The 18,731-nt window shown below is 72.4% G+C and carries 13 protein-coding genes; 5 read left to right on the forward strand and 8 right to left on the reverse strand.

Annotation, left to right across the window (positions count from 1 at the left end):
• Positions 1 to 111 precede the first annotated feature (111 nt).
• A complete protein-coding gene (locus tag LP52_RS22075; RefSeq protein WP_052810143.1) occupies positions 112 to 555 on the forward strand; it encodes a globin in 444 nt (147 codons plus the stop codon).
• A 431-nt stretch (positions 556 to 986) separates the two neighbouring features.
• Here the strand turns inward: LP52_RS22075 and LP52_RS22080 are convergent, their stop codons facing one another.
• From LP52_RS22080 to LP52_RS22095, 4 genes are all read right to left on the reverse strand, one after another.
• The gene (locus LP52_RS22080) at positions 987 to 2,225 is read right to left on the reverse strand and encodes an MFS transporter (RefSeq protein WP_193790028.1); all 1,239 of its coding nucleotides are present in this window, start codon (positions 2,223 to 2,225) and stop codon (positions 987 to 989) included.
• A 179-nt stretch (positions 2,226 to 2,404) separates the two neighbouring features.
• On the reverse strand, positions 2,405 to 3,088 hold the full coding sequence (locus LP52_RS22085; protein ID WP_040276276.1) for a glycoside hydrolase family 11 protein: 684 nt from the start codon (positions 3,086 to 3,088) through the stop codon (positions 2,405 to 2,407).
• Positions 3,089 to 3,784: 696 nt separating this feature from the next.
• The gene (locus tag LP52_RS22090) at positions 3,785 to 4,183 is read right to left on the reverse strand and encodes an acyl-CoA thioesterase (protein WP_338011651.1); all 399 of its coding nucleotides are present in this window, start codon (positions 4,181 to 4,183) and stop codon (positions 3,785 to 3,787) included.
• 173 nt (positions 4,184 to 4,356) lie between these two features.
• Positions 4,357 to 6,465 (reverse strand): prolyl oligopeptidase family serine peptidase, encoded by a 2,109-nt coding sequence (locus LP52_RS22095; protein ID WP_040276278.1) that lies wholly within the window; start codon positions 6,463 to 6,465, stop codon positions 4,357 to 4,359.
• 341 nt (positions 6,466 to 6,806) lie between these two features.
• On the opposite strand from LP52_RS22095, the gene LP52_RS22100 reads away from it, so the two are divergent.
• Positions 6,807 to 7,307 carry an HNH endonuclease gene (locus tag LP52_RS22100; protein WP_040276324.1) on the forward strand — a complete coding sequence of 167 codons (501 nt, stop codon included), beginning with the start codon at positions 6,807 to 6,809 and terminating at the stop codon, positions 7,305 to 7,307.
• A 141-nt stretch (positions 7,308 to 7,448) separates the two neighbouring features.
• Positions 7,449 to 7,652 (forward strand): FmdB family zinc ribbon protein, encoded by a 204-nt coding sequence (locus LP52_RS22105; RefSeq protein ID WP_040276325.1) that lies wholly within the window; start codon positions 7,449 to 7,451, stop codon positions 7,650 to 7,652.
• A gap of 227 nt (positions 7,653 to 7,879) precedes the next feature.
• Here LP52_RS22105 and ilvD read toward each other — a convergent pair whose 3' ends face one another.
• On the reverse strand, positions 7,880 to 9,742 hold the full coding sequence (gene ilvD / locus LP52_RS22110; RefSeq protein ID WP_084723405.1) for a dihydroxy-acid dehydratase: 1,863 nt from the start codon (positions 9,740 to 9,742) through the stop codon (positions 7,880 to 7,882).
• A gap of 255 nt (positions 9,743 to 9,997) precedes the next feature.
• Positions 9,998 to 10,795 (reverse strand): nuclease-related domain-containing protein, encoded by a 798-nt coding sequence (locus LP52_RS22115; protein WP_238581047.1) that lies wholly within the window; start codon positions 10,793 to 10,795, stop codon positions 9,998 to 10,000.
• A 207-nt stretch (positions 10,796 to 11,002) separates the two neighbouring features.
• Between LP52_RS22115 and LP52_RS22120 the strand changes: the two genes are divergently transcribed.
• Entirely contained in the window at positions 11,003 to 12,427 is a 1,425-nt protein-coding gene (locus tag LP52_RS22120) for an amidase (protein ID WP_040276280.1), read from the forward strand.
• Here the strand turns inward: LP52_RS22120 and LP52_RS22125 are convergent.
• On the reverse strand, positions 12,348 to 13,640 hold the full coding sequence (locus tag LP52_RS22125) for an MFS transporter (RefSeq protein WP_040276281.1): 1,293 nt from the start codon (positions 13,638 to 13,640) through the stop codon (positions 12,348 to 12,350). The genes LP52_RS22120 and LP52_RS22125 overlap by 80 nt on opposite strands.
• A 150-nt stretch (positions 13,641 to 13,790) precedes the next feature.
• Between LP52_RS22125 and malQ the strand changes: the two genes are divergently transcribed.
• Positions 13,791 to 15,842 (forward strand): 4-alpha-glucanotransferase, encoded by a 2,052-nt coding sequence (malQ, locus tag LP52_RS22130; protein WP_040276282.1) that lies wholly within the window; start codon positions 13,791 to 13,793, stop codon positions 15,840 to 15,842.
• Positions 15,843 to 15,932: 90 nt separating this feature from the next.
• Here malQ and pepN read toward each other — a convergent pair whose 3' ends face one another.
• Positions 15,933 to 18,479, reverse strand: coding sequence for an aminopeptidase N (gene pepN, locus LP52_RS22135; RefSeq protein WP_040276283.1), 2,547 nt, complete (start codon positions 18,477 to 18,479; stop codon positions 15,933 to 15,935).
• Between the last annotated feature and the right edge of the window lie 252 nt (positions 18,480 to 18,731).

Raw genomic sequence — 18,731 nt, forward strand, 5'->3', positions numbered from 1 at the left:
GCGCAGCCGCGTTCCGCACCCGAAAAGCCCGCCGCCCGCACCGCCGGGACCGGAGGCGGCGGGACGCGGGCTCGCGTCGCCGATCGGCACCGCATAGGCTGATCACCGACTATGACTTCCCCGCGCGAAGAACCCCAGACGTTCTATGACGCCGTAGGCGGTGAGGAAACCTTCACCCGCCTCGTCCACCGCTTCTACCAGGGCGTGGCCGACGACCCCGTCCTTCGGCCGCTCTACCCCGAAGAGGACCTCGGGCCCGCCGAGGAGCGGCTGCGCCTGTTCCTCATGCAGTACTGGGGCGGCCCCCGCACCTACAGCGATCAGCGCGGCCATCCGCGGTTGCGCATGCGCCACTCTCCGTTCCGCGTGGGCTCGCGCGAGCGCGATCACTGGCTGAGCCACATGCGCGCCGCAGTCGACGAGCTGGAGCTTCCCGAGGCGCTGGACCGCCAGCTGTGGGAGTACCTCGTCTACGCGGCCCACAGCATGGTCAACACCCCCGACGAAGCCCCGGGAGGCGAGACCCAGCTGGGCGTGCAGACGCCCCGGGAGTGATCCGCGCGGTAAGCCGGGGCCGCTAGGTCAGCGGCTCCGCGGCACCGTTCCGGAGGCCCCGCCTGCTGCGCGCGGCTGCGGCACCACGGGTCGGCCGCGCCGGGCCCGCGCGCCCGCGGAAGGGCTCCCGGACGCCCGGTGCGGTGCGGCCGCGGCGTCTTTTGCGGGAGAGCGGCGGAAGCGACGCGTTGGCGTCCTTCGGATTGCCGCAGTACCCGCACACCTCCTCGAGATTTGGCCGGGCGCACAACCTGCAGTCCCACCACTCGCCGGCTCTGCCGCGAGCCGGAGCATCGCGTCCGTCGAACCTCGGCATCCCTGTCCCCGTCCTCCACGCACCCCGGGTGGCGCGGAGCAGTCGACTCGCATCCCCCTGTCACGGTCCACTGCCCACAATGCGCCGATCGCACCGTCGACAACGACAGCCGTGGTCAAACCCGCGCCGTTGGCTTGGTCCCCCGCCGCCGGCGGATGTCGGCTGAGACCACGGCTGCCGCGGCCGTGCTGAAGGCGGCGGCTGCGGCGTAGACGGCGTCGATGCCGAACCAGGTGATCACCAGGCCCATCAGCACAGGCGTGAGCGTGTTGCTGACGGCCTGCAGGGAGTTCTGGGCGGCCATCGCGCGGCCCGCCCAGGCCATGCCGGCGGTTTCGGCCGCGGCGGTGAAGGTGAGCCCGTTGTGGCTCATCGCCAGCAGGAGGCAGATCAGCAGTAGCGGGACGGACGCGGCGGGCGCCACTGCCGCGGAGAGGGTGAGCAGCACGAGCGTCGTCGCCGCCAGCACCGCGATGACGCGCACCGGGCGCAGGCGGCTGCCGAGCCGGTCGGACAGCACTCCCAGGAACATGCGGTTCAGGGCACCGGGCACCTGCACAGCCGCGATCGCGGCGCCGGCGGCGGGGGCGGACCAGCCGTGCTGGTCGACGAGATAGACCAGCGAGTACGTCATGAGGGAGGCCTGCGGCACACCCAGCAGCATGCTGACCCCGTGCACGCGCCAGATGGCGGCGTGCCGGTAGGGGGAGTGCGCGGCGGGTGCGGCGGCGGAGTCGGCCTGGGATCGGGGCGCTTCCCGGCGGTCGTCCGCTGCGCCGCCGGCCCCGGCGGCTCCCCTCGGAGGGCGGGCGAAGACCAGCACCAGGGGCACCATCACCACCGCCAGGGTCGCGGGCAGCGTCATCGCCGCCACGAATCCCCAGCGCTCGGCCACCAGCGGCATCACGGCCGCCGCGCCGCCGATGCCCATGGGCTGAGCCATCTGCCGGATCCCCATGGCGAGCCCGCGCTGCCGCTCGTGGAACCACGTCATCACCAGCCGTCCGCCGGCGGCGTTCACCGGGCCGCCGGAGGCGCCCACGCACACCAGCACGGCCCCGGCGCCGATCACCCCGTCGGCGGTACCGAGCAGGCAGAGGCAGGCGGCGGTCAGCGCCAGGCTGGAGGCCATCGTGAACCGCTCGCCGTAGCGGTCGATGACCACACCCCACCCGAACAGCGTCATCAGCAGCCCCAAGGCCGGAAGCCCGGCGAGCGTCCCCGCCTGTGCCGTGCTCAGCCCGTAGGCCTCCCGCAGTTCGGGCAGCACGAACGGCACCCCGAAGAGCGCCCCCACACTCGCCACTTGGGAGACGACCGCGATACACAGGATGACCCAACGCCTGTTCCCCACCGGGTCAGCGTAGTGATCACTGTTGACCGCCGAAGGGGCGGGGAGTGGGGGACGGGCCGAGCACGGGCCGCAAGGCGGCAGTGTGGCGCGGCGGCCGCGGCCGCCGCGCCACAGGTGCTGTGTTTCAGGGGGTGGAGGAGAAGCCGGTCAGCCGGCGGCCCTCAGGGGGACGGCGGCGGTCATCCGCTCACCGTGATGTCGGAGTTGCCGCTGCTCTGGTATCCCTCGGTCGCCAGAATCATGTAGTAGCTGAAGCTGCCCAGGTTCATGCCGAGGCCGCCCCATCCGTCGAAGTGGTTGCCGGTGGTGATGGTGCCTCCCGTCCTCCTCGACTGGCGGACGCTCCAGAACTGGGGGAAGGTCGCCGTGCCTTCGACGGAGGGCGCGTCGTAGCGCATCGTCCGGTAGACGTCGTAGGTGGCGCCGTCGCTGTTGACGGTGCCCTGGTACTCGCCGTCGGGCCGGTAGGTGCCCCAGTTGTCGACGATGTAGTACTCCACGAGCGGGTCCGACGTCCATCCGTAGAGGCACAGGTATCCGTTGCCGGAGGGGTTGAAGCTGCCCGAGTAGTTCACCCTCCTGCGTCCGCCGTTGCTCCAGCCTTTGCCGCAGACGAAGTTCCCGGTGTCGCTCCACGACATCCGGTAGCTCCCGCCGGACGACAGCGTCATGGAGACCGACCCGCCGCCGTCGGACCAGAACGAGTAGTAGTAGCCGTTGTGGGTGCCGGTCTGGTTGGAGGTGATGGTCGTGTCGGCGCTGGCGGTGCCGGGCACCATCCCCGCGGGCACGGCCAGCGCCAATGCGCCGGCGCCGCCGATCAATCTCCTTCGGCTCACCGCGTGGTCTCGGGGGTCGTCCATGGGTGCTTCCTCCTTGTCGGAGCCTGTGGGGGCAGGTGGCGACAGCCCGGAAGGGCTGCCTGCGGCCAGAGGACGGCCGCGATGCGTCCGGTTCCGACGAAACGGCAGGACCGATCGTCGTGCGGCGAAACCGCGGGGCCGGATCGCAGTAGGTCTTCTGATCGACGACGGGTGTATGCGGTTTCGCGACAGACAGTGTTGGCCCGCGTTCACCGGGTTGTCAATATGTTCCGGAAACCTTTCGGAAACTCGGCCGTTGATCAGGAGTTCCTTGAGCAGATTTTCGCGCCGGACCTCCGTGCCGCGCGCCCGGCTCGCGCGGCGGGGTGTCGCGCTGGCGGTGGGAAGTGCCCGTCCGGCAATCCGGATGCGCGGGGAAAGTTGTCGAAACCTTTCGGAAACCGTTGGTCGGCGCCATGCCGTGCCCGGCATCATGGGGAACCGCAGGAGGGGTGCGTCGAACGTTTCGGGCGCCGCGCGGCTCGTGCTGCGCGGGCCTGCGGCCGCGTCCGCAGATCCGGGCCGAGCGCTCCATCGGTGCGTGCCGCGGCCCGCCCCTCAGGCCGGGCGCCGTCGCCTGTGAACCGGCGGCGGGCGCCGGTCGGTGCGACGGGAGCGTGCGCCAGCCGCGAGGCGCGGCACGCCTACAGCGGCGAGGCCGCGGTGGCCCCGGGCGGTGCTCCCGGGGCGGGCCGCCTACTTCTCCGGGAGCAGGAAGCCGTTGAGGTAGTCGCGCTCGGCCTGGTCGAGGCGGCGCACGGACTGGTCCCCGGTGTCGTAGCCGACGAGGACCGAGACCGCGCGAGCGTAGACGTTGTCGTCGTCGCAGATCTCGTAGGCGATCCGGAAGCTGGCGTGGCGGACCTCGGTCACCCAGGTCTCCACGCGGATCGGGTCGTGCCGCATGAGGATCGGTTTCAGATAGTCGATCTCGTGGCGGGCCACGACCAGGCCGCCCAGCATCCCGTGGCGCTCCGGCCCGAAGTCCGGCCGCAGGAAGGCGATGCGGGCGTCCTCGAGGTAGGTCAGCATCCGCACGTTGTTGACGTGGTTGAGCGGGTCCAGGTCGGCGAAGCGCACCTGTGCGTGGAACACGTGCCGACGCGGCCCCTCTGCAGCCGTCTGCGACACATCCGCCTGCGTAGCGGCCTCCGCCACGGTGATCCACCCTCCCGAAAGACGCGTCCGGGCGCCTGCCCGTCTGCTCACGCTATCGGCCGACACCGGCCGCACCGCCGTCGGGGCGGTGCGGCCGGAGGTGCCGTCGGTCACTCCGCGGCGGTCGCCAGTCCCGTGTGGTGGGCCAGGAACGCCAACTGGTCGGCGCTGAGGCTGACCGTGCGCGAGACCGCGCGCGAGCTGTGGCCGACCTCGGACTCCCGACGCAGCAGAACGGGCCGGTCCTCCAGCGGGACGCTCGTGGCGTGCTGCAAGGCCGCGCACATCTTGCGGGCATGCAGGGGATCGACGCGGGTGTCGTTGTCGAAGACGGTGAACAGCGTCGCCGGATACGCCGTGCCCTCGGCCACCCGGTGGTAGGGAGAGTAGGCCAGGAGCCAGGCCAGCTCCTCGGGGACCTCGGCGCTGCCGTACTCCCACGTCCACAGGGCGCCCAGACCGAAGCGCTCGTAGCGCACCATGTCCAGTAGCGGGGCCGAGCACACCGCCGCGGCGAACAGGTCGGGGCGCTGGGTGATCGCCGCGCCCACCAGCAGACCGCCGTTGCTGCCGCCCATCACCGCAAGCCGGTCCGGCGCCGTGCGGCCGCTGTCGATCAGGTGCTCGGCCGCCGCGGCGCAGTCGTCGAAGACGTTCTGCTTGGCGCCGAGCATTCCCGTCCGGTGCCAGTCCTCGCCCTCCTCAAGGCCGCCGCGCAGGTTCGCCACCGCGTAGACGCCGCCGGCGCGCACCCAGCTCAGCGCGGTCGCCGAGTAGCCCGGCGTCATGGAGATCCGGAACCCGCCGTAGCCGTAGAGGATCGCCGGGCGCGGCCGTACCTCGCCGGCGGGGGAGACCACCAGCATGCGCACCTGTGTGCCGTCGCGCGAGGTGAACGCCAGTTGCTCGGTGCGCACGTCGGGCACCTCGGGCGCGCCCGGCGCCGAGGCCCACAGCGACACCCCGCCGGTGCGCGCGTCGTAGGAGTAGACGGCCGGCGGCGAGGCCGTGTCGCTGTAGCCGAACCAGGCCTCGTGGCCGCCCTCGGGCCGCACCATGAGCCCGCCGACCGACCCCAGGCCCGGCAGCTCCACCGCACCGCGTCGTTCGCCGGTCACCAGGCTGTGCACGGTGACCTCGCTGATCGCGTGCCGCCGCCAGGAGACCAGCAGCCGGGCCTCGTCCAGTTCCGGCCCGTCCAGAACGGCGAAGTCCATCATCACCGCGTCCGGGTCGGAGGCCACCAGGGTGCGCCAGTGGTCGGGGCCGGGCGCGTCCGGGTCGGCCACGCACAGCCGCCCGCGCGGTGCGTCGCGATCGGTGAAGACGTACAGCCGTCCGTCGCGGCCCACCGACGGCAGCGCGTCGGCGTCGGCCCCCTCCTGGACCCCGACGAAGCGCGGGCGTTCCCAGCCGTTCTCGGCGAGGTCGGCGATCCAGGCGTCGTTGCACGCCGACGTGCCCTTGGCGGCCGTCAGCACCAGCCAGCGCCCGTCCCGGCTGACCTGGAGGCCGTAGTGCTCGGTCATGTCCCGGCCCTGGCCGAAGACGAGCACGTCCTGCTCGGTGGGCGTGCCGACCCGGTGGAGGTAGACGCGTCGGTGGTACTGCTCCTCGCCTTCGGGGACCTCGCCCGGCGGCAGGCGGCGTACGTAGTAGAACGCCTCGCCGCCGGGCAGCCAGGCCACCGGGGAGTAGCGGCACCGGTCGACGGGCCCGTCCACGATCTCGCCGGTGGCGATGTCCAGCACCCGCAGCAGCGACTCCTCGTCTCCGCCCGCCGAGAGCTGATAGGCCAGCCGCCGTCCCTCGTGGTCGGGGCGCCAGGAGTCCAGCGTGGTGTCGCCGCCGGGGTCCAGCGCGGTCGGGTCGATCAGCGCGCGTTCCACGGGCGTGCCGTCGGGACCCGGTTCGGCCGCGTACAGGACGCCGTGCTCCTGCTCGCCCGTGCGCCGCATGAACAGGCACAGCTCGCCCCGCCGGCTGGGCGCGCCGACGAACCCCGCTCCCAGCAGCTCCCGGACGTCGGCGGCGAAGCGCTCGCGCCCGCCCCAGCGCGCCGCCTGCGCGCTGAACAGCGCGTCCTGGGCGGCGCTCCATTCCTTGGTGTGCGGGGAGCGGGGGTCCTCCAGCCAGCGGTAGGGGTCGGCGACGCGGTAGCCGTACAGGTCCTCCTGGCAACCGGTGCGCTCGGCAGCGGGGTAGCGGGGTTCAGGCATGGCCAGAACTCTATCGGCCGCGCGCGGCGCGCCTCGGACGTCGCCGGACACCCGCGGATGATCATGGATCACCCGGTGGTTTTCGTCGCCTGCGCAGAATTAGGGTGGCGACGGAGCGGTCTGACCACGCAAACTGAATGCGGGACGTTACTCGGCGGGAACCACCCACGGGAGGTCCGTGTGGCAACGCGAACACCACCGGTCATACGGCCGGTCGACAAGGAGGCCTCCTGGCTGGCCGACAGGCTTGCCGGGGATGAGACACGGCCGCTCGCTCCGGCGGCTGAGGAGCAGCTGTGAACAGCGCACGCAGCACGGAGGGCGACACAGTACACCGCCACGTGCTGCTGCTCAACGCGAGCTACGAACCACTGACGACATTACCGCTGCGCCGGGCGATCCTGCTCGTGCTGCGGGAGAAGGCCGAAGTGGTGCACGGCGACGCCCGCGGCACCGCACTGCACTCGGCCACCACGGCGCTGTCGGTGCCCTCGGTCATCCGGCTCCGACGCTACATCAGGGTGCCCTACCGGCGCCGCGTCCCTCTGACGCGGGTGGCCCTGATGAGGCGCGACGGCAGCCACTGCGCCTACTGCGGGAAGCGGGCCGAGACCATCGACCACGTCATACCCCGCAGCCGCGGCGGTGCGCACGTCTGGGAGAACGTAGTGGCCTCCTGCAAAACGTGCAACCACCGCAAGGCCGATCGGCTGCTGGACGAGCTCGGGTGGAAGCTGAACGTGACACCCACCGTCCCCCGCGGGTTGCACTGGCGGCTCATCAACGGCGAGAACCACGGCGACCCCCAGTGGGCGCCGTACATGGCGCGCGTGGCGGCCTGAGGCAGGTCCGCCGCCCGGTGCCGCCGCCTCGGGGCGGACGCGGGCGACGGGGTCTCAGACGATCCGCCCGGTGGGCGGAGCGGGCGCCCGGCGGCGGGCCTGACGGGTCCCACCCGCCGCCGGGCGCTTATCCTAGTGCGCATGCCACGCTATGAGTTCCGCTGCCGCGAATGCGGCGAGACGTTCGAGCGATCCCGCCCGATGGCGGAGTCCGCCGAGCCCGCCGCGTGCTCCCGCGGGCACGACGACACCGTCAAGCTGCTGTCCACCGTCGCCGTGGGGGGTGTGGCCGAGGCGCCCGCGGCCCCCGGCGGGTGCTGCGGCGGAGGCTGCTGCGGCGGGTGATGCGGCCGGCGGGGCGGTAGCCCCTGTCGTGCAGGAGCGTCCCCGGGGCCCGCGCCCCGGGGACGCCACCGCAGAAACCCGCGGCAAGGGGCGCAGCGCGCCCCGCGCGAGCGCGCTCGCCGTCCCTTCGTCGGCCCGCCGTGCGTGGGCCCCTCCGGGACCACCGGCCCCAGGGAAACCAGGAGGACGCCTGACGGCATCGCGGACGGGCGGAGCCCTCCGCCCCTCTAGCGTTCGATCTGGCTGACGTCGCGTGCCGCGCCGGTGGAGGCCGAGGTGGCCATCGCCGCGTAGGCGCGCAGCGCCTGGGTGACCGGCCGTTCGCGGTCGCGCGGGCGGAACGTGCCCAGCTCGGCGAGCAGCTGCTCGCGCCGGGTGTCCAGCTCGTCGGTCGCGACGTCCAGCATCAGTGTGCGGTTGGGGATGTCGATGACCACTGTGTCGCCGTCGCGCACCAGTGCGATGTCGCCGCCCTGGCCGGCCTCGGGCGAAGCGTGGCCGATGGACAGCCCCGAGGTCCCGCCGGAGAAGCGGCCGTCGGTGATCAGCGCGCAGGCCTTGCCCAGACCGCGGCCCTTGAGGAAGCTCGTCGGGTAGAGCATCTCCTGCATACCCGGGCCGCCCTTGGGGCCCTCGTAGCGGATGACGACCACGTCGCCGGGCTCGATCCGCTTGTTGAGGATGCCGTCGACGGCCTCTTCCTGACTCTCGAACACCTTCGCCGGCCCGGTGAAGGTGAGGAGTTCCTCCTCGACGCCGGCGGTCTTGACGACGGCGCCGTCGGGGGCGAGGTTGCCGTAGAGCACCGCCAGCCCTCCGTCGGCGGTGTAGGCGTGGGCGACCTCGCGGACGCAGCCGGACTCGCGGTCGGTGTCGAGGGTCTCCCAGCGGGTCTCCTGGGAGTAGGCCTTGGTGGTGCGCTTGCCCCCGGGCGCGGCGTAGAACAGGTCGCGCGCCTCGTCGTCGCAGGTGTCGAGGGCGATGTCCCAGTGCTGCAGGTACTCGCCGAGGGTGGAGCCGTGGACGGTGGGCACCGAGGTGTCCAGCAGTCCGCCGCGGGCGAGCTCGCCCAGGATGGCGGGGATGCCGCCCGCTCGGTGCACGTCCTCGATGTGGTACTGCTCGGAGTTCGGCGCCACCTTGCACAGGCACGGCACCTGGCGGGAGAGTTCGTCGATGTCGGGCAGGCCGAACTTCACACCCGCCTCGGTGGCGGCGGCCAGCAGGTGCAGAATCGTGTTGGTGGAGCCGCCCATGGCGATGTCCAGCGCCATGGCGTTGGAGAACGCCGCCGGCGAGGCGATCGACAGCGGCAGCACGGAGGAGTCGTCCTGCTCGTAGTAGCGGCGGGCGACCTCGACGACCTTGCGGCCGGCGTCCTCGTAGAGGCGCTTGCGGTAGGTGTGAGTGGCGAGCACCGTGCCGTTGCCCGGCAGAGCCAAGCCCATGGCCTCGGTCAGGCAGTTCATCGAGTTGGCGGTGAACATGCCCGAGCACGACCCGCAGGTGGGGCAGGCGGACTCCTCCAGGGTGTCCAGCTCGGACTCGGAGACGCTGTCGTCGGCGGAGGCGACCATCGCGTCGATCAGGTCCAGCTTGCGCTCGGTGACCGCGGTGCCGTTGACCACCGTGGCCTTGCCGGCCTCCATCGGCCCGCCGGAGACGAAGACCGTGGGCACGTTCAGCCGCATCGCCGCCAGCAGCATGCCCGGCGTGATCTTGTCGCAGTTGGACACGCACACCAGCGCGTCGGCGCAGTGGGCGTTGACCATGTACTCCAGGGCGTCGGCGATCAGCTCGCGGCTGGGCAGCGAATAGAGCATGCCGCCGTGGCCCATGGCGATGCCGTCGTCCACCGCGATGCTGTTGAACTCCCGCGGAACCCCGCCGGCCTCGCGGACGGCGCCGGCGACGACGTCGGCGACCTCGCGCAGGTGCACGTGGCCCGGAACGAACTCCGTGAAGCTGTTGGCGATCGCGACGATCGGCTTGCCGAAGTCCTCACGTTCCACGCCGGACGCGCGCATGAGGGCGCGCGCGCCGGCCATGTTCCTGCCGTGGGTGACGGTGCGTGAGCGCAGCGCGGGCATGGGGTGCTCCCATCGACGCCAGGGGCGTGGACGACATGTGTTCCCCTCCGATGGTAGCCCCGTTGGGGACCCGACACGTCTCGGTTGCGGAGATCGGTTGTCCGTATTATGAGACGTCCGGGCGTGTGGAGACGCGTGCACTCGGCCCGGAACGACGGAACGCGCCGGAACCCGCGGGTTCCGGCGCGTTCGCGGACGGTGGGCGGAAGGGCGGTGCGGGCGGCTCGAATCGAACCGGTCGGCGTCGGCGGTGCTTCAGTAGCGGGCGGGCAGCACTCTGCGGGCGGCCTCGGCGATCTCGGCGATCTCGTCGTCGCTCAGCCGTGCGTTGCCGCTACGCAGCCACTTGCGCACCTTGGTGCCGGAGATGACGTCGACACCGCGCAGGTTGTGGCTGTCCCACGGCAGTGTGGGGCCGTAGACGGCAAGGGACGGGCGCACGTTGATCTCGCGCCCGACCTGCTCGCTGATCAGTTGCTCGGCCGAGCGCGCCTCCTCGAGCGCTTCGTCGATGCGCTCGTTCTTGGAGAACTTGCCGTGGTAGAGCTTCTCCAGCTTGTTGCGCACCGGAAGCCGCTTGTCCCAGGACTCGGAGTCGATGGCGAAGGCGCCGCGCCGACCCACGATGAAGTGGTCGATCTGGCCGTTGCCGCCGGGGATGCCGCGGGCGTGCAGCACCCGATAGCCCAGGCGCCTCATCACGCGCAGCTGTGCCTCGGTGCGGCGCTGCGCCGCCGAGGGCCTGCGCCAGCGCGGGACCTCGGAGTGGCGGCGGGAGGAGTAGACGATGAATGCGATCAGGACCGCGGCTGCGAGCGTGGCGCCGGTCCGCCAGTCCTGGGCGAGGAGGCCGCCGAGTGCCCCGACGGCGGCCGCGACGCCGCCGCGCAGCACCCAGCGCCGACCCGAGGCCGAGGTCAGCGCACCGTAGGTCGCGCGAGACGCGGTGCGGTCGCCGCGATCGCCACTGGAACCTGTCGTGCGGACGGTACTGAAGGGCGATCCGGAGCGGCTCTGCTGCGCGGCGCCGTTGACTGAGGTTGCCGAATCCACGCTGGAAAGAGTAGTTCGATCCATATGCGAGTCCTAGTACATCGAATCTCACACTTTTCTTCCCCGTTTCGGGGTGCGTTCTCACGTGTGCGCAGGGTTGCTCCAGGGAAAGACAGTGCTTTCCCAGCTCTCTAGAGAAGTACCGCGATAAGCCTGCCCGTGGCGCGCGTTTCTCACACCGGCTGTTGCGGACTACGCTCTGTCGATATGGCCGAAATCCACGAGCTGACGGCGATCCAACAGGCCGAAGCAGTCCGTCGCCGCGAGCTCTCCCCGGTGGAGATCACGGATCACTACCTCACGCGTATCGAGCGTCTCGACGACCGGCTCGGCGCCTTTATTGCGGTTACGGGCGAATTCGCGCGCGAGCAGGCCCAGAACGCGGAAGACGAGGTGCTGTCCGACACGCCGGGCGAACCCCCGCCGCTGCTGGGGGTCCCCATCCCGATCAAGGACCTGGATCCGGTAGCGGGCCTGCCCTACACCGGCGGATCGGCCGTCTACTCCGACCGCGTCGCCGACGCCGACTCCGACGTGGCCGCCGAGTTGCGCGCAGCAGGGGCCGTGTTCACCGGCAAGACCAACACCCCCGAGTTCGGTTGCGCCTGCTACACCGAGAACGACCTCGCCCCGCCCGCCCGCACCCCCTGGGACCTCACCCGCTCCGCCGGCGGGTCCAGCGGCGGCGCGGCGGCCGCAGTGGCGGCCGGGCTCGCGCCCGCGGCCCACGGCAGCGACGGCGGCGGCTCCATCCGCATCCCGGCCTCGGCCTGCGGCGTCTTCGGTCTCAAACCCACCCGCGGGCGGGTCAGCATGGGGCCCGTCAAACCCGAGTTCAACGGGCTCGCCACCTCCGGCCCGATCGCGGGCACCGTGGCCGACGCCGCGCTGCTCCTGGACATCATCTCCGTCAACCGCCCCGGCGACCACTTCTCCGCACCGCCGCTGGCGACCGGCGAGACCTTCCTCGGCCACGCTCTGCGCGAGCCGGGCCGACTGCGCATCGCCCGTTTCAGCGCCTCGCCGATACCGGGCGCGGGAGTCGATCCCGAGGTCGTCTCCGCCCATGAGGAGGCGGCCAAGCTGCTGGAGGCGCTGGGCCACGACGTCGAGGAGATCGACGTCCCCTTCGACGCCGCGCTGCTGGAGGATTTCGAGCTGGTCTGGGCGGCGATGGCCGCGGCCGAGCCGGTGAATGCCTCCGACGAGCACCGGCTGCGCCCGCTCACCCGCACTCTGCGCGAGCGCGCGGCAGCCTCCTCCATCGCCGCCTACATGGGCGCCACCGCCCGCCTGCAGAACGCCGGGCGCGAGGTGCTGCCGCGCGTTCTGCCCTACGACGCGGTGCTCAGTCCGACGATCGCCAAGCTTCCGGTGCCGGTGGGCCACTTCGAGGGCGACCCCGCCGGCGAGATCCGCCGGATGACGGAGTTCACCCCGTTCGCCTCGCTGGCCAACATCACGGGTCAGCCGGCGGTCAGCGTCCCGCTGTACTGGAGCGCTCAGGGCCTGCCGGCGGGCGTCCAACTCACCGGAAGGCCGGGCGGCGAGCCTACTCTGCTGTCGCTGGCGGCCCAGCTGGAGGCGGCGCGTCCGTGGGCGGGTCGGCGGCCCCAGGTGTGGTGGGACTAGCCGCCGCCGTCGGTGCGGCCGGGCCCAGGCCCAGCGCGGCCAATGCGGCCAGCGCCGTCGCGGCGGCCGCACCCGCGGCGCCCGCAGCGACCCCGCCCGTGTCGATGAGCCAGCCGGTCGTCGGTCCGGCCACGGAGATTCCGCCGGTGAGGGCCGAGGCGAGCCAGCCGTAGGCCTCGCCCCGGCGGCGGGCCGGTACCGCGTCGCCCATGCGCTCGGTCACCGCGGCGATGGTAGGCGCGATGGCCAGGCCCGCGACAAGCAGCACCGGTGTCAGCAGCCACGGCGAGGGCAGGTGCAGCAGCGGCGGCAGCAGTGGCACGAGCACGACAGCGCCCGCCGCGGTGCCCAGCGCCCGCCGAGCCGGACGCGGCGGGCCGGTGAAGGTGCCCGCGAGCAGGCCGCCGGCGGCCGACCCCGCGGCGTAGACGGCCATCAGCCCGCCGGCATAGCCGGGCGATCCCAGTTCGCGGGAGAAGGCCACCATGGTCAGGTCCATCGCGCCCAGACCCAGCGCCAGCAGGGCGGTCATGGTCAGAACGAGCGCCGCGCGGGGGTTCAGCAGCATGCCGCCGGGCACCGGGGCACCGCCTCGCGCGTGGTCGGGTTCCTCGGCGGGCGCGGGCTCCGACAGCCCTGCGCGCCGGAGGCTGTAGGCGAACCCGGCGGCGCCCAGGCACGGCAGGACCGCCATGACCGCCACGCCCAGCCGGCCGCCGCCCAGCGCCACGGTCGCGGCAGCCAGCAGGGGACCGGCGATGAACAGCAGTTCCTGCAGCGTCGCCTCGGCGGCGAACATGGTCTGGCGCATGGGGCCGTGCGTCAGGCGCGGCCAGATGGAGCGGGCGATCTGGGTGGCCGGCGGCTGGAACAGTCCGGTCGCCAGCGCCAGCGGGACCGCCGCCCACCACAGCGCCGCGGGCAGCAGCGCCAGCACGAGCAGCCCTGTGCCGTAGACGGCGGCCGAGCTGAGCATCAGCCGCGCCTTGGAGCGGCGGTCGGCGAGCCGCCCGCGCACCGGTCCCGCCACGGCGGTGCCCACGGTCAGCCCGCCCGCGACCAGTCCGGCCAGGGCGTAGGAGCCGGTCCACCCGGCGACCAGGAACGTCACCGCGATCGGCAGCCCGCCGATCTGCAGCCGCGCGCACAGCGACCAGAACAGCAGCGATGGCACGTGCGGAAGAGCGAAGAGCCGACGGTAGGGCGCGAACACCCTCGCGATGGTACCGAGCTATACAGCCAGAAAAGCCGCGATAGGCATTTAGTTCATTTTCCCGGCAAACGTCACATTCGTTCCCGGGGAAAGCGGTGCGGGCATGGCGGACGCGCCACGAATCCGCGTTGTGCGGCATTATCGTTGTCTGTGAGTGATGCGGAGCTGGCCCGGCTGGCCGAGGAATACGGCGTGGCGACGACCTACGAGGACTGGCGCGGCAGCAATGTGCGCGTCCCCGTCGACACGCTCCGCCATGTGCTGGGATCCCTCGGGGTGGACGCCGCCTCGCCCCGCGCCGCCTTGGAGGAGCACTGGGCCCGCCAGGCCACACGGCTGCTTCCGCCCTGCGTGGTCACGCGCGCCGGCCGCACTCCGCAGCTGCCGCTGCCCGACCTCTCACGCTGCTGGGTCGAGCAGGCCGGCGGCGGCTGGAGCGAGCCCGGAGCGCACCTGCCGCTGGGCCGCCACACGCTGCACGTGGAGAACGGGGCCGTGCGCCAGCAGGCCCCGCTGCTGGTGGTGCCCGACCGCCTCGCCTCCCGCCCCGGGGAACGGCGCGTCTGGGGCATGATGGCCCAGCTCTACTCGCTGCGCTCGCGCGCGTCCTGGGGCATGGGCGACCTGCGCGACCTCGCCGAGCTCGCCGACTGGAGCGCGCGGGACCTGGGAGCCGACTTCACCCTGGTCAATCCCCTGCATGCCACCGAGCCCGTCAGCCCCATCGAGCCCTCCCCCTACTTCCCCGTCAGCCGCCGCTACGGCGGCCCGCTCAACATCCGCATCGAGGACGTCCCCGAGTACGCCGCCCTGGAGCCCGCCCAGCGCGAGTCCATCCAGCGCCTGGCCCGGCCCCTGCGCGAGCACGCCCGCACCGCCGACCTGCTCGACCGCGACGCCGTCTGGGACGCCAAGCGCGCCGCGCTGACCATGCTGTTCCAGGTGCCGCGCACTCCGGCGCGCGAAGCCGACTTCCAGACCTTCCTCGCCCGGGAGGGCGCGCCACTGGTGGAGTACGCGACCTGGTGCGCCCTGGCCGAGGAGCACGGCACCGACTACCGCGCCTGGCCGGCCGAGCTGCGCGACGTCTCGGCCCACACGGTCGGCGCCGAGGCGTTGCGCCGCTGGCCGGGCGTGGAGTTCCACCGCTGGCTTCAATGGATCCTCGACGACCAGCTCGCCGCCGCCCAGGCCGGTGCGCGCGCGGCCGGCATGGCGCTGGGCGTCGTGCACGATCTGGCCGTGGGGGTACAGCCCGGCGGCGCCGACGCCTGGATGTTCGCCGAAGCCGTGGCGCCCGGCGTGAGCGTGGGCGCGCCACCCGACGAGTTCAACCAGCGCGGCCAGGACTGGGGCCAGCCGCCCTGGCACCCCGGCCGGCTGGCCGAGCAGGCCTACACCCCCTTCCGGCAGGTCCTCGGCCAGGCGCTGCGGCACGCCGGCGGGTTGCGCATGGACCACGTCATGGGCCTGTTCCGGCTGTGGTGGGTGCCCGAGGGGGCCTCGCCCGACCAGGGAACCTACGTCCGCTACGAGCACGAAGGCATGGTCGGCAGCCTGCTGTTGGCCGCCCAGCAGTTCGACGCGGTCGTGGTGGGCGAGGATCTGGGCACGGTCGAGCCCTGGGTGCGCGACCACCTCAGCGACCGCGGCGTCCTGGGCACCTCGGTGCTGTGGTTCGAGCGCAGGGACGACGGGAGCCCTCGCCGCCCCGAGGAGTGGCGCCCGGACTGCCTGGCCACCGTGGCCACCCACGACCTGCCGCCGGTGGCCTCCTACCTCTCCGCCGAGCATGTGGAGCTGCGCGAGCACCTGGGTCTGCTCAACCGCCCGGCGGCCGAGGAACGCGCCGACGCCGAAGCACAGGTCGCCGCCTGGCGCGGCCGCCTGGTGGAGCTGGGGCTGCTCGACCCGGACGTGGATCCGCTCTCCGACCCCGGATCGGTGGTCGCCGCCCTGCACACCTACCTGGTGCGCACCCCCGCGCACATGATCGGGGTATCACTGGCCGACGTGGTCGGCGACCGGCGGATGCAGAACCAGCCCGGCACCAGCGACGCCTACCCCAACTGGCGGATTCCGCTGACCACCGCCGAGGGGGAGCCGGTGCTGCTCGACGAGCTGATGGCCGATCCCCGCTTGGCCGAGCACGCCCGCCGGTCGCTGCGGCCGCTCATCGAGCCCTCCTACCTGGAGTCCTGACCCGCACGGCACCCGCCCCGGCTGGACGGCATCGGGGGCACCGGCCGACTCGGCTCGCGGTGCCCCCGCCTTTCCTGCGAACGGCCGCGGCTACCCGGCGGCCCGGGCGTCGCAGCGCTGGGCCTCCAGGGCCCGCCGCACGCCCGCCTGGCCCTCCACGAGCAGGCGGCGCAGCGCCGGCGCCGGGCTGTGCTTCTCGATGTACTCCTCGGTGCGGCGGACGGTCTCCTCCTCCACCAGGTGGCGCGGGTAGGCCATCTCCGCGAAGGTCTGCGCGAACTCGCCGGTCCACTCGCGCCAGGCCTGCTCCAGCAGGTCGAAGTAGCGGTCCACGTAGGGGCGGTACAGCTCGCGCTGGGAGGGCTCGGTGAACCCGGACAGGGTGGCGCGGAACTCGGCGTTGGCCATCTCGCCCGAGCGGATCCGGTCCCAGGCCTGGGCCTTGGCCTCGGACGTGGGGATGGCGGCGCGGCAGCCGGCGGCCTGGCGCTCACCGGTGGCGGTGGGGTCCAGGACCAGTTCGGCGGCGATCTCCTTCTCGCCGGCACGGCCCGCGGCCACCAGGCGGCGCAGCAGCGTCCAGCGCAGGTCGGTGTCGATGGTCAGTCCCTCGACCGTGATCGCGCCGTCCAGCAGCCCTTGCAGCAGCGAGAGGTGCTCGCCGCCGACGGCCGCCTCCGCGAACCCGTTGGCGTAGGCCAGCTGCAGGTCGCCGCCCGGCTCGGCCGAGGTGAGCAGGTCGCGCAGCCGCGCGGCCAGCAGGTCGAACCCGCTGTCGCGCCAGGCGGGGTCGGTGTAGGTGTGCAGCGCCGTGACGGCCTGGCGCAGCAGCGACTGCACCACCATCACGTCGCTGACGCCGCTCAGGCCCGAGGCCACCAGCCGCACGTAGTCGCGGGCGGCCATCTCGGCGTCGCGGGTCATGTCCCAGGCGGCGCCGAAGCTCAGGGCGCGCGGCAGGGACTCGGCGATGTCGCCGGCACCTTCGACGACCGTGCGCAGCGACAGGTCGTCCAGGCGGATCTTGGTGAAGGTGAGGTCGTCGTCGTTGACCAGGACCAGGTCGGGCCGGGCCTTGCCGACCAGCTCCGGCACCTCGGTGCGCTCGCCCGAGACGTCCAGCTCGACGCGGTCGCGGCGGACGACGCCCTGCTCCGTGCGGTCGTAGAGCCCGACCGCCAGCCGGTGGGACCGCAGCGTGGGGTGCTCCTCGGCTGCCTCCTGGCGCACCGCGAAGGAGGTGAAGGCGCCGTCGGAGCCGACCTCGAACTCCGGGCGCATGGTGTTGACACCGGCGGTCTCCAGCCATTCGCGCGACCACGTGGACAGGTCGCGCCCGGAAGCCTGCTCCAGATGGCGCAGCAGGTCCGACAGCTCGGTGTTGCCCCAGGCGTGCTCGGCGAAGTAGGCGCGGACTCCGGCGAAGAACGCGTCCTCGCCCACGTAGGCCACCAACTGCTTGAGCACCGATGCGCCCTTGGCGTAGGTGATGCCGTCGAAGTTGACCTCGACCGCCTGCATGTCGGCCATGTCGGCGGCGATGGGGTGGGTGGAGGGCAGCTGGTCCTGGCGAAGCGCCCAGGCCTTCTCGATGTTGGCGAAGGTGGTCCAGGCCTCGGTCCACTTGGTGGCGTTGACCTGGCAGTAGACGCTGGCGAAGGTCGCGAACGACTCGTTCAGCCACAGGTCGTCCCACCAGCGCATGGTGACCAGGTCGCCGAACCACATGTGCGCCATCTCGTGCAGGATGGTCTCCGCGCGGCGCTCGTAGCGGGCGTCGGTGACCCGGGAGCGGAAGACGTAGTCCTCCAGGAAGGTCACGGCGCCGGCGTTCTCCATCGCGCCGGCGTTGAACTCGGGCACGAAGAGCTGGTCGTACTTGCCGAAGGGGTAACGCAGCCCGAACAGCCCGTGGTAGAAGTCGAAGCCCTGCTTGGTGACTTCGAGGATCGCGTCGGCGTCGAGGTGCTCGGCCAGCGAGGCCCGGCAGTACACGCCCAGCGGAATCCCGTCGTGCTCGTCGCGCACCACGTGGTACGGACCGGCGATCAGCGCCGTGATGTAGGTCGAGACCGGCTCGGTGGCGGGGAAGTGCCAGCGCGCCTTGGGGCCGGCCGGGTCCTCGACCGCTTCGCCGGCGACCTCGGGAGCGCTGTTGGAGACCACCTCGAAGTCGGCGGGGGCGAAGACGGTGAGCTCGAAGGAGGCCTTGAGGTCGGGCTGGTCGAAGCAGGCGTACATGCGCTGCGCGTCGGCCGTCTCGAACTGGGTGTAGAGGTAGGTCCGGCCGTCGACCGGGTCGACGAAGCGGTGCAGGCCCTCGCCGGTGCGCATGAAGGCGGCCTCGGCCAGCACCCGCAGCTCGTTCCGGGCCTGCAGACCGCGCAGCCGGATCCTGCCGCCGTCGAAGACCTCGGCCGGGTCGAGCTCGGCGCCGTTGAGCACAACCGAGGTGACGCTGGGGGCGGTGAGGTCGACGAAGGTCTCGGCCCCCGGCTCGGCGCAGTCGAATCTGACCACCGTGCGGGACTCGAACGTCTGGTCGCTCCCGGTGAGGTCGAGCTCCACGGTGTAGGAGGAGACGCTCAGGATGCGAGCCCGCTCCTGCGCCTCCTCGCGTGTCAGATTGCCCGCCACGTCCGCTCCCTTCAGGCCGCCGTCGTCGCCGGCCGGAATCGCTGGTCCCCCTGGGCCCCCGTCGCGGATTCGCTGTGTCGCGCCGCAGCGCCGAATCGAGGGGTGCAAAGCTTGCCGCGTCCGATCCTGCCACGCTCGGCGGCGGAATGCTGAACCGGCGGCGGAGGTTGAAGCAGATTGCCGGCGGCCTTCCGGCGCGGGCCGCACCCCCGGCGCGGCGGGCGGCGGAGGCGGCCGGGACCACGAGGCTGC

It is taken from the genome of Streptomonospora alba, from assembly GCF_000826685.1.
Taxonomy (GTDB): Bacteria; Actinomycetota; Actinomycetes; order Streptosporangiales; family Streptosporangiaceae; genus Streptomonospora; species Streptomonospora alba.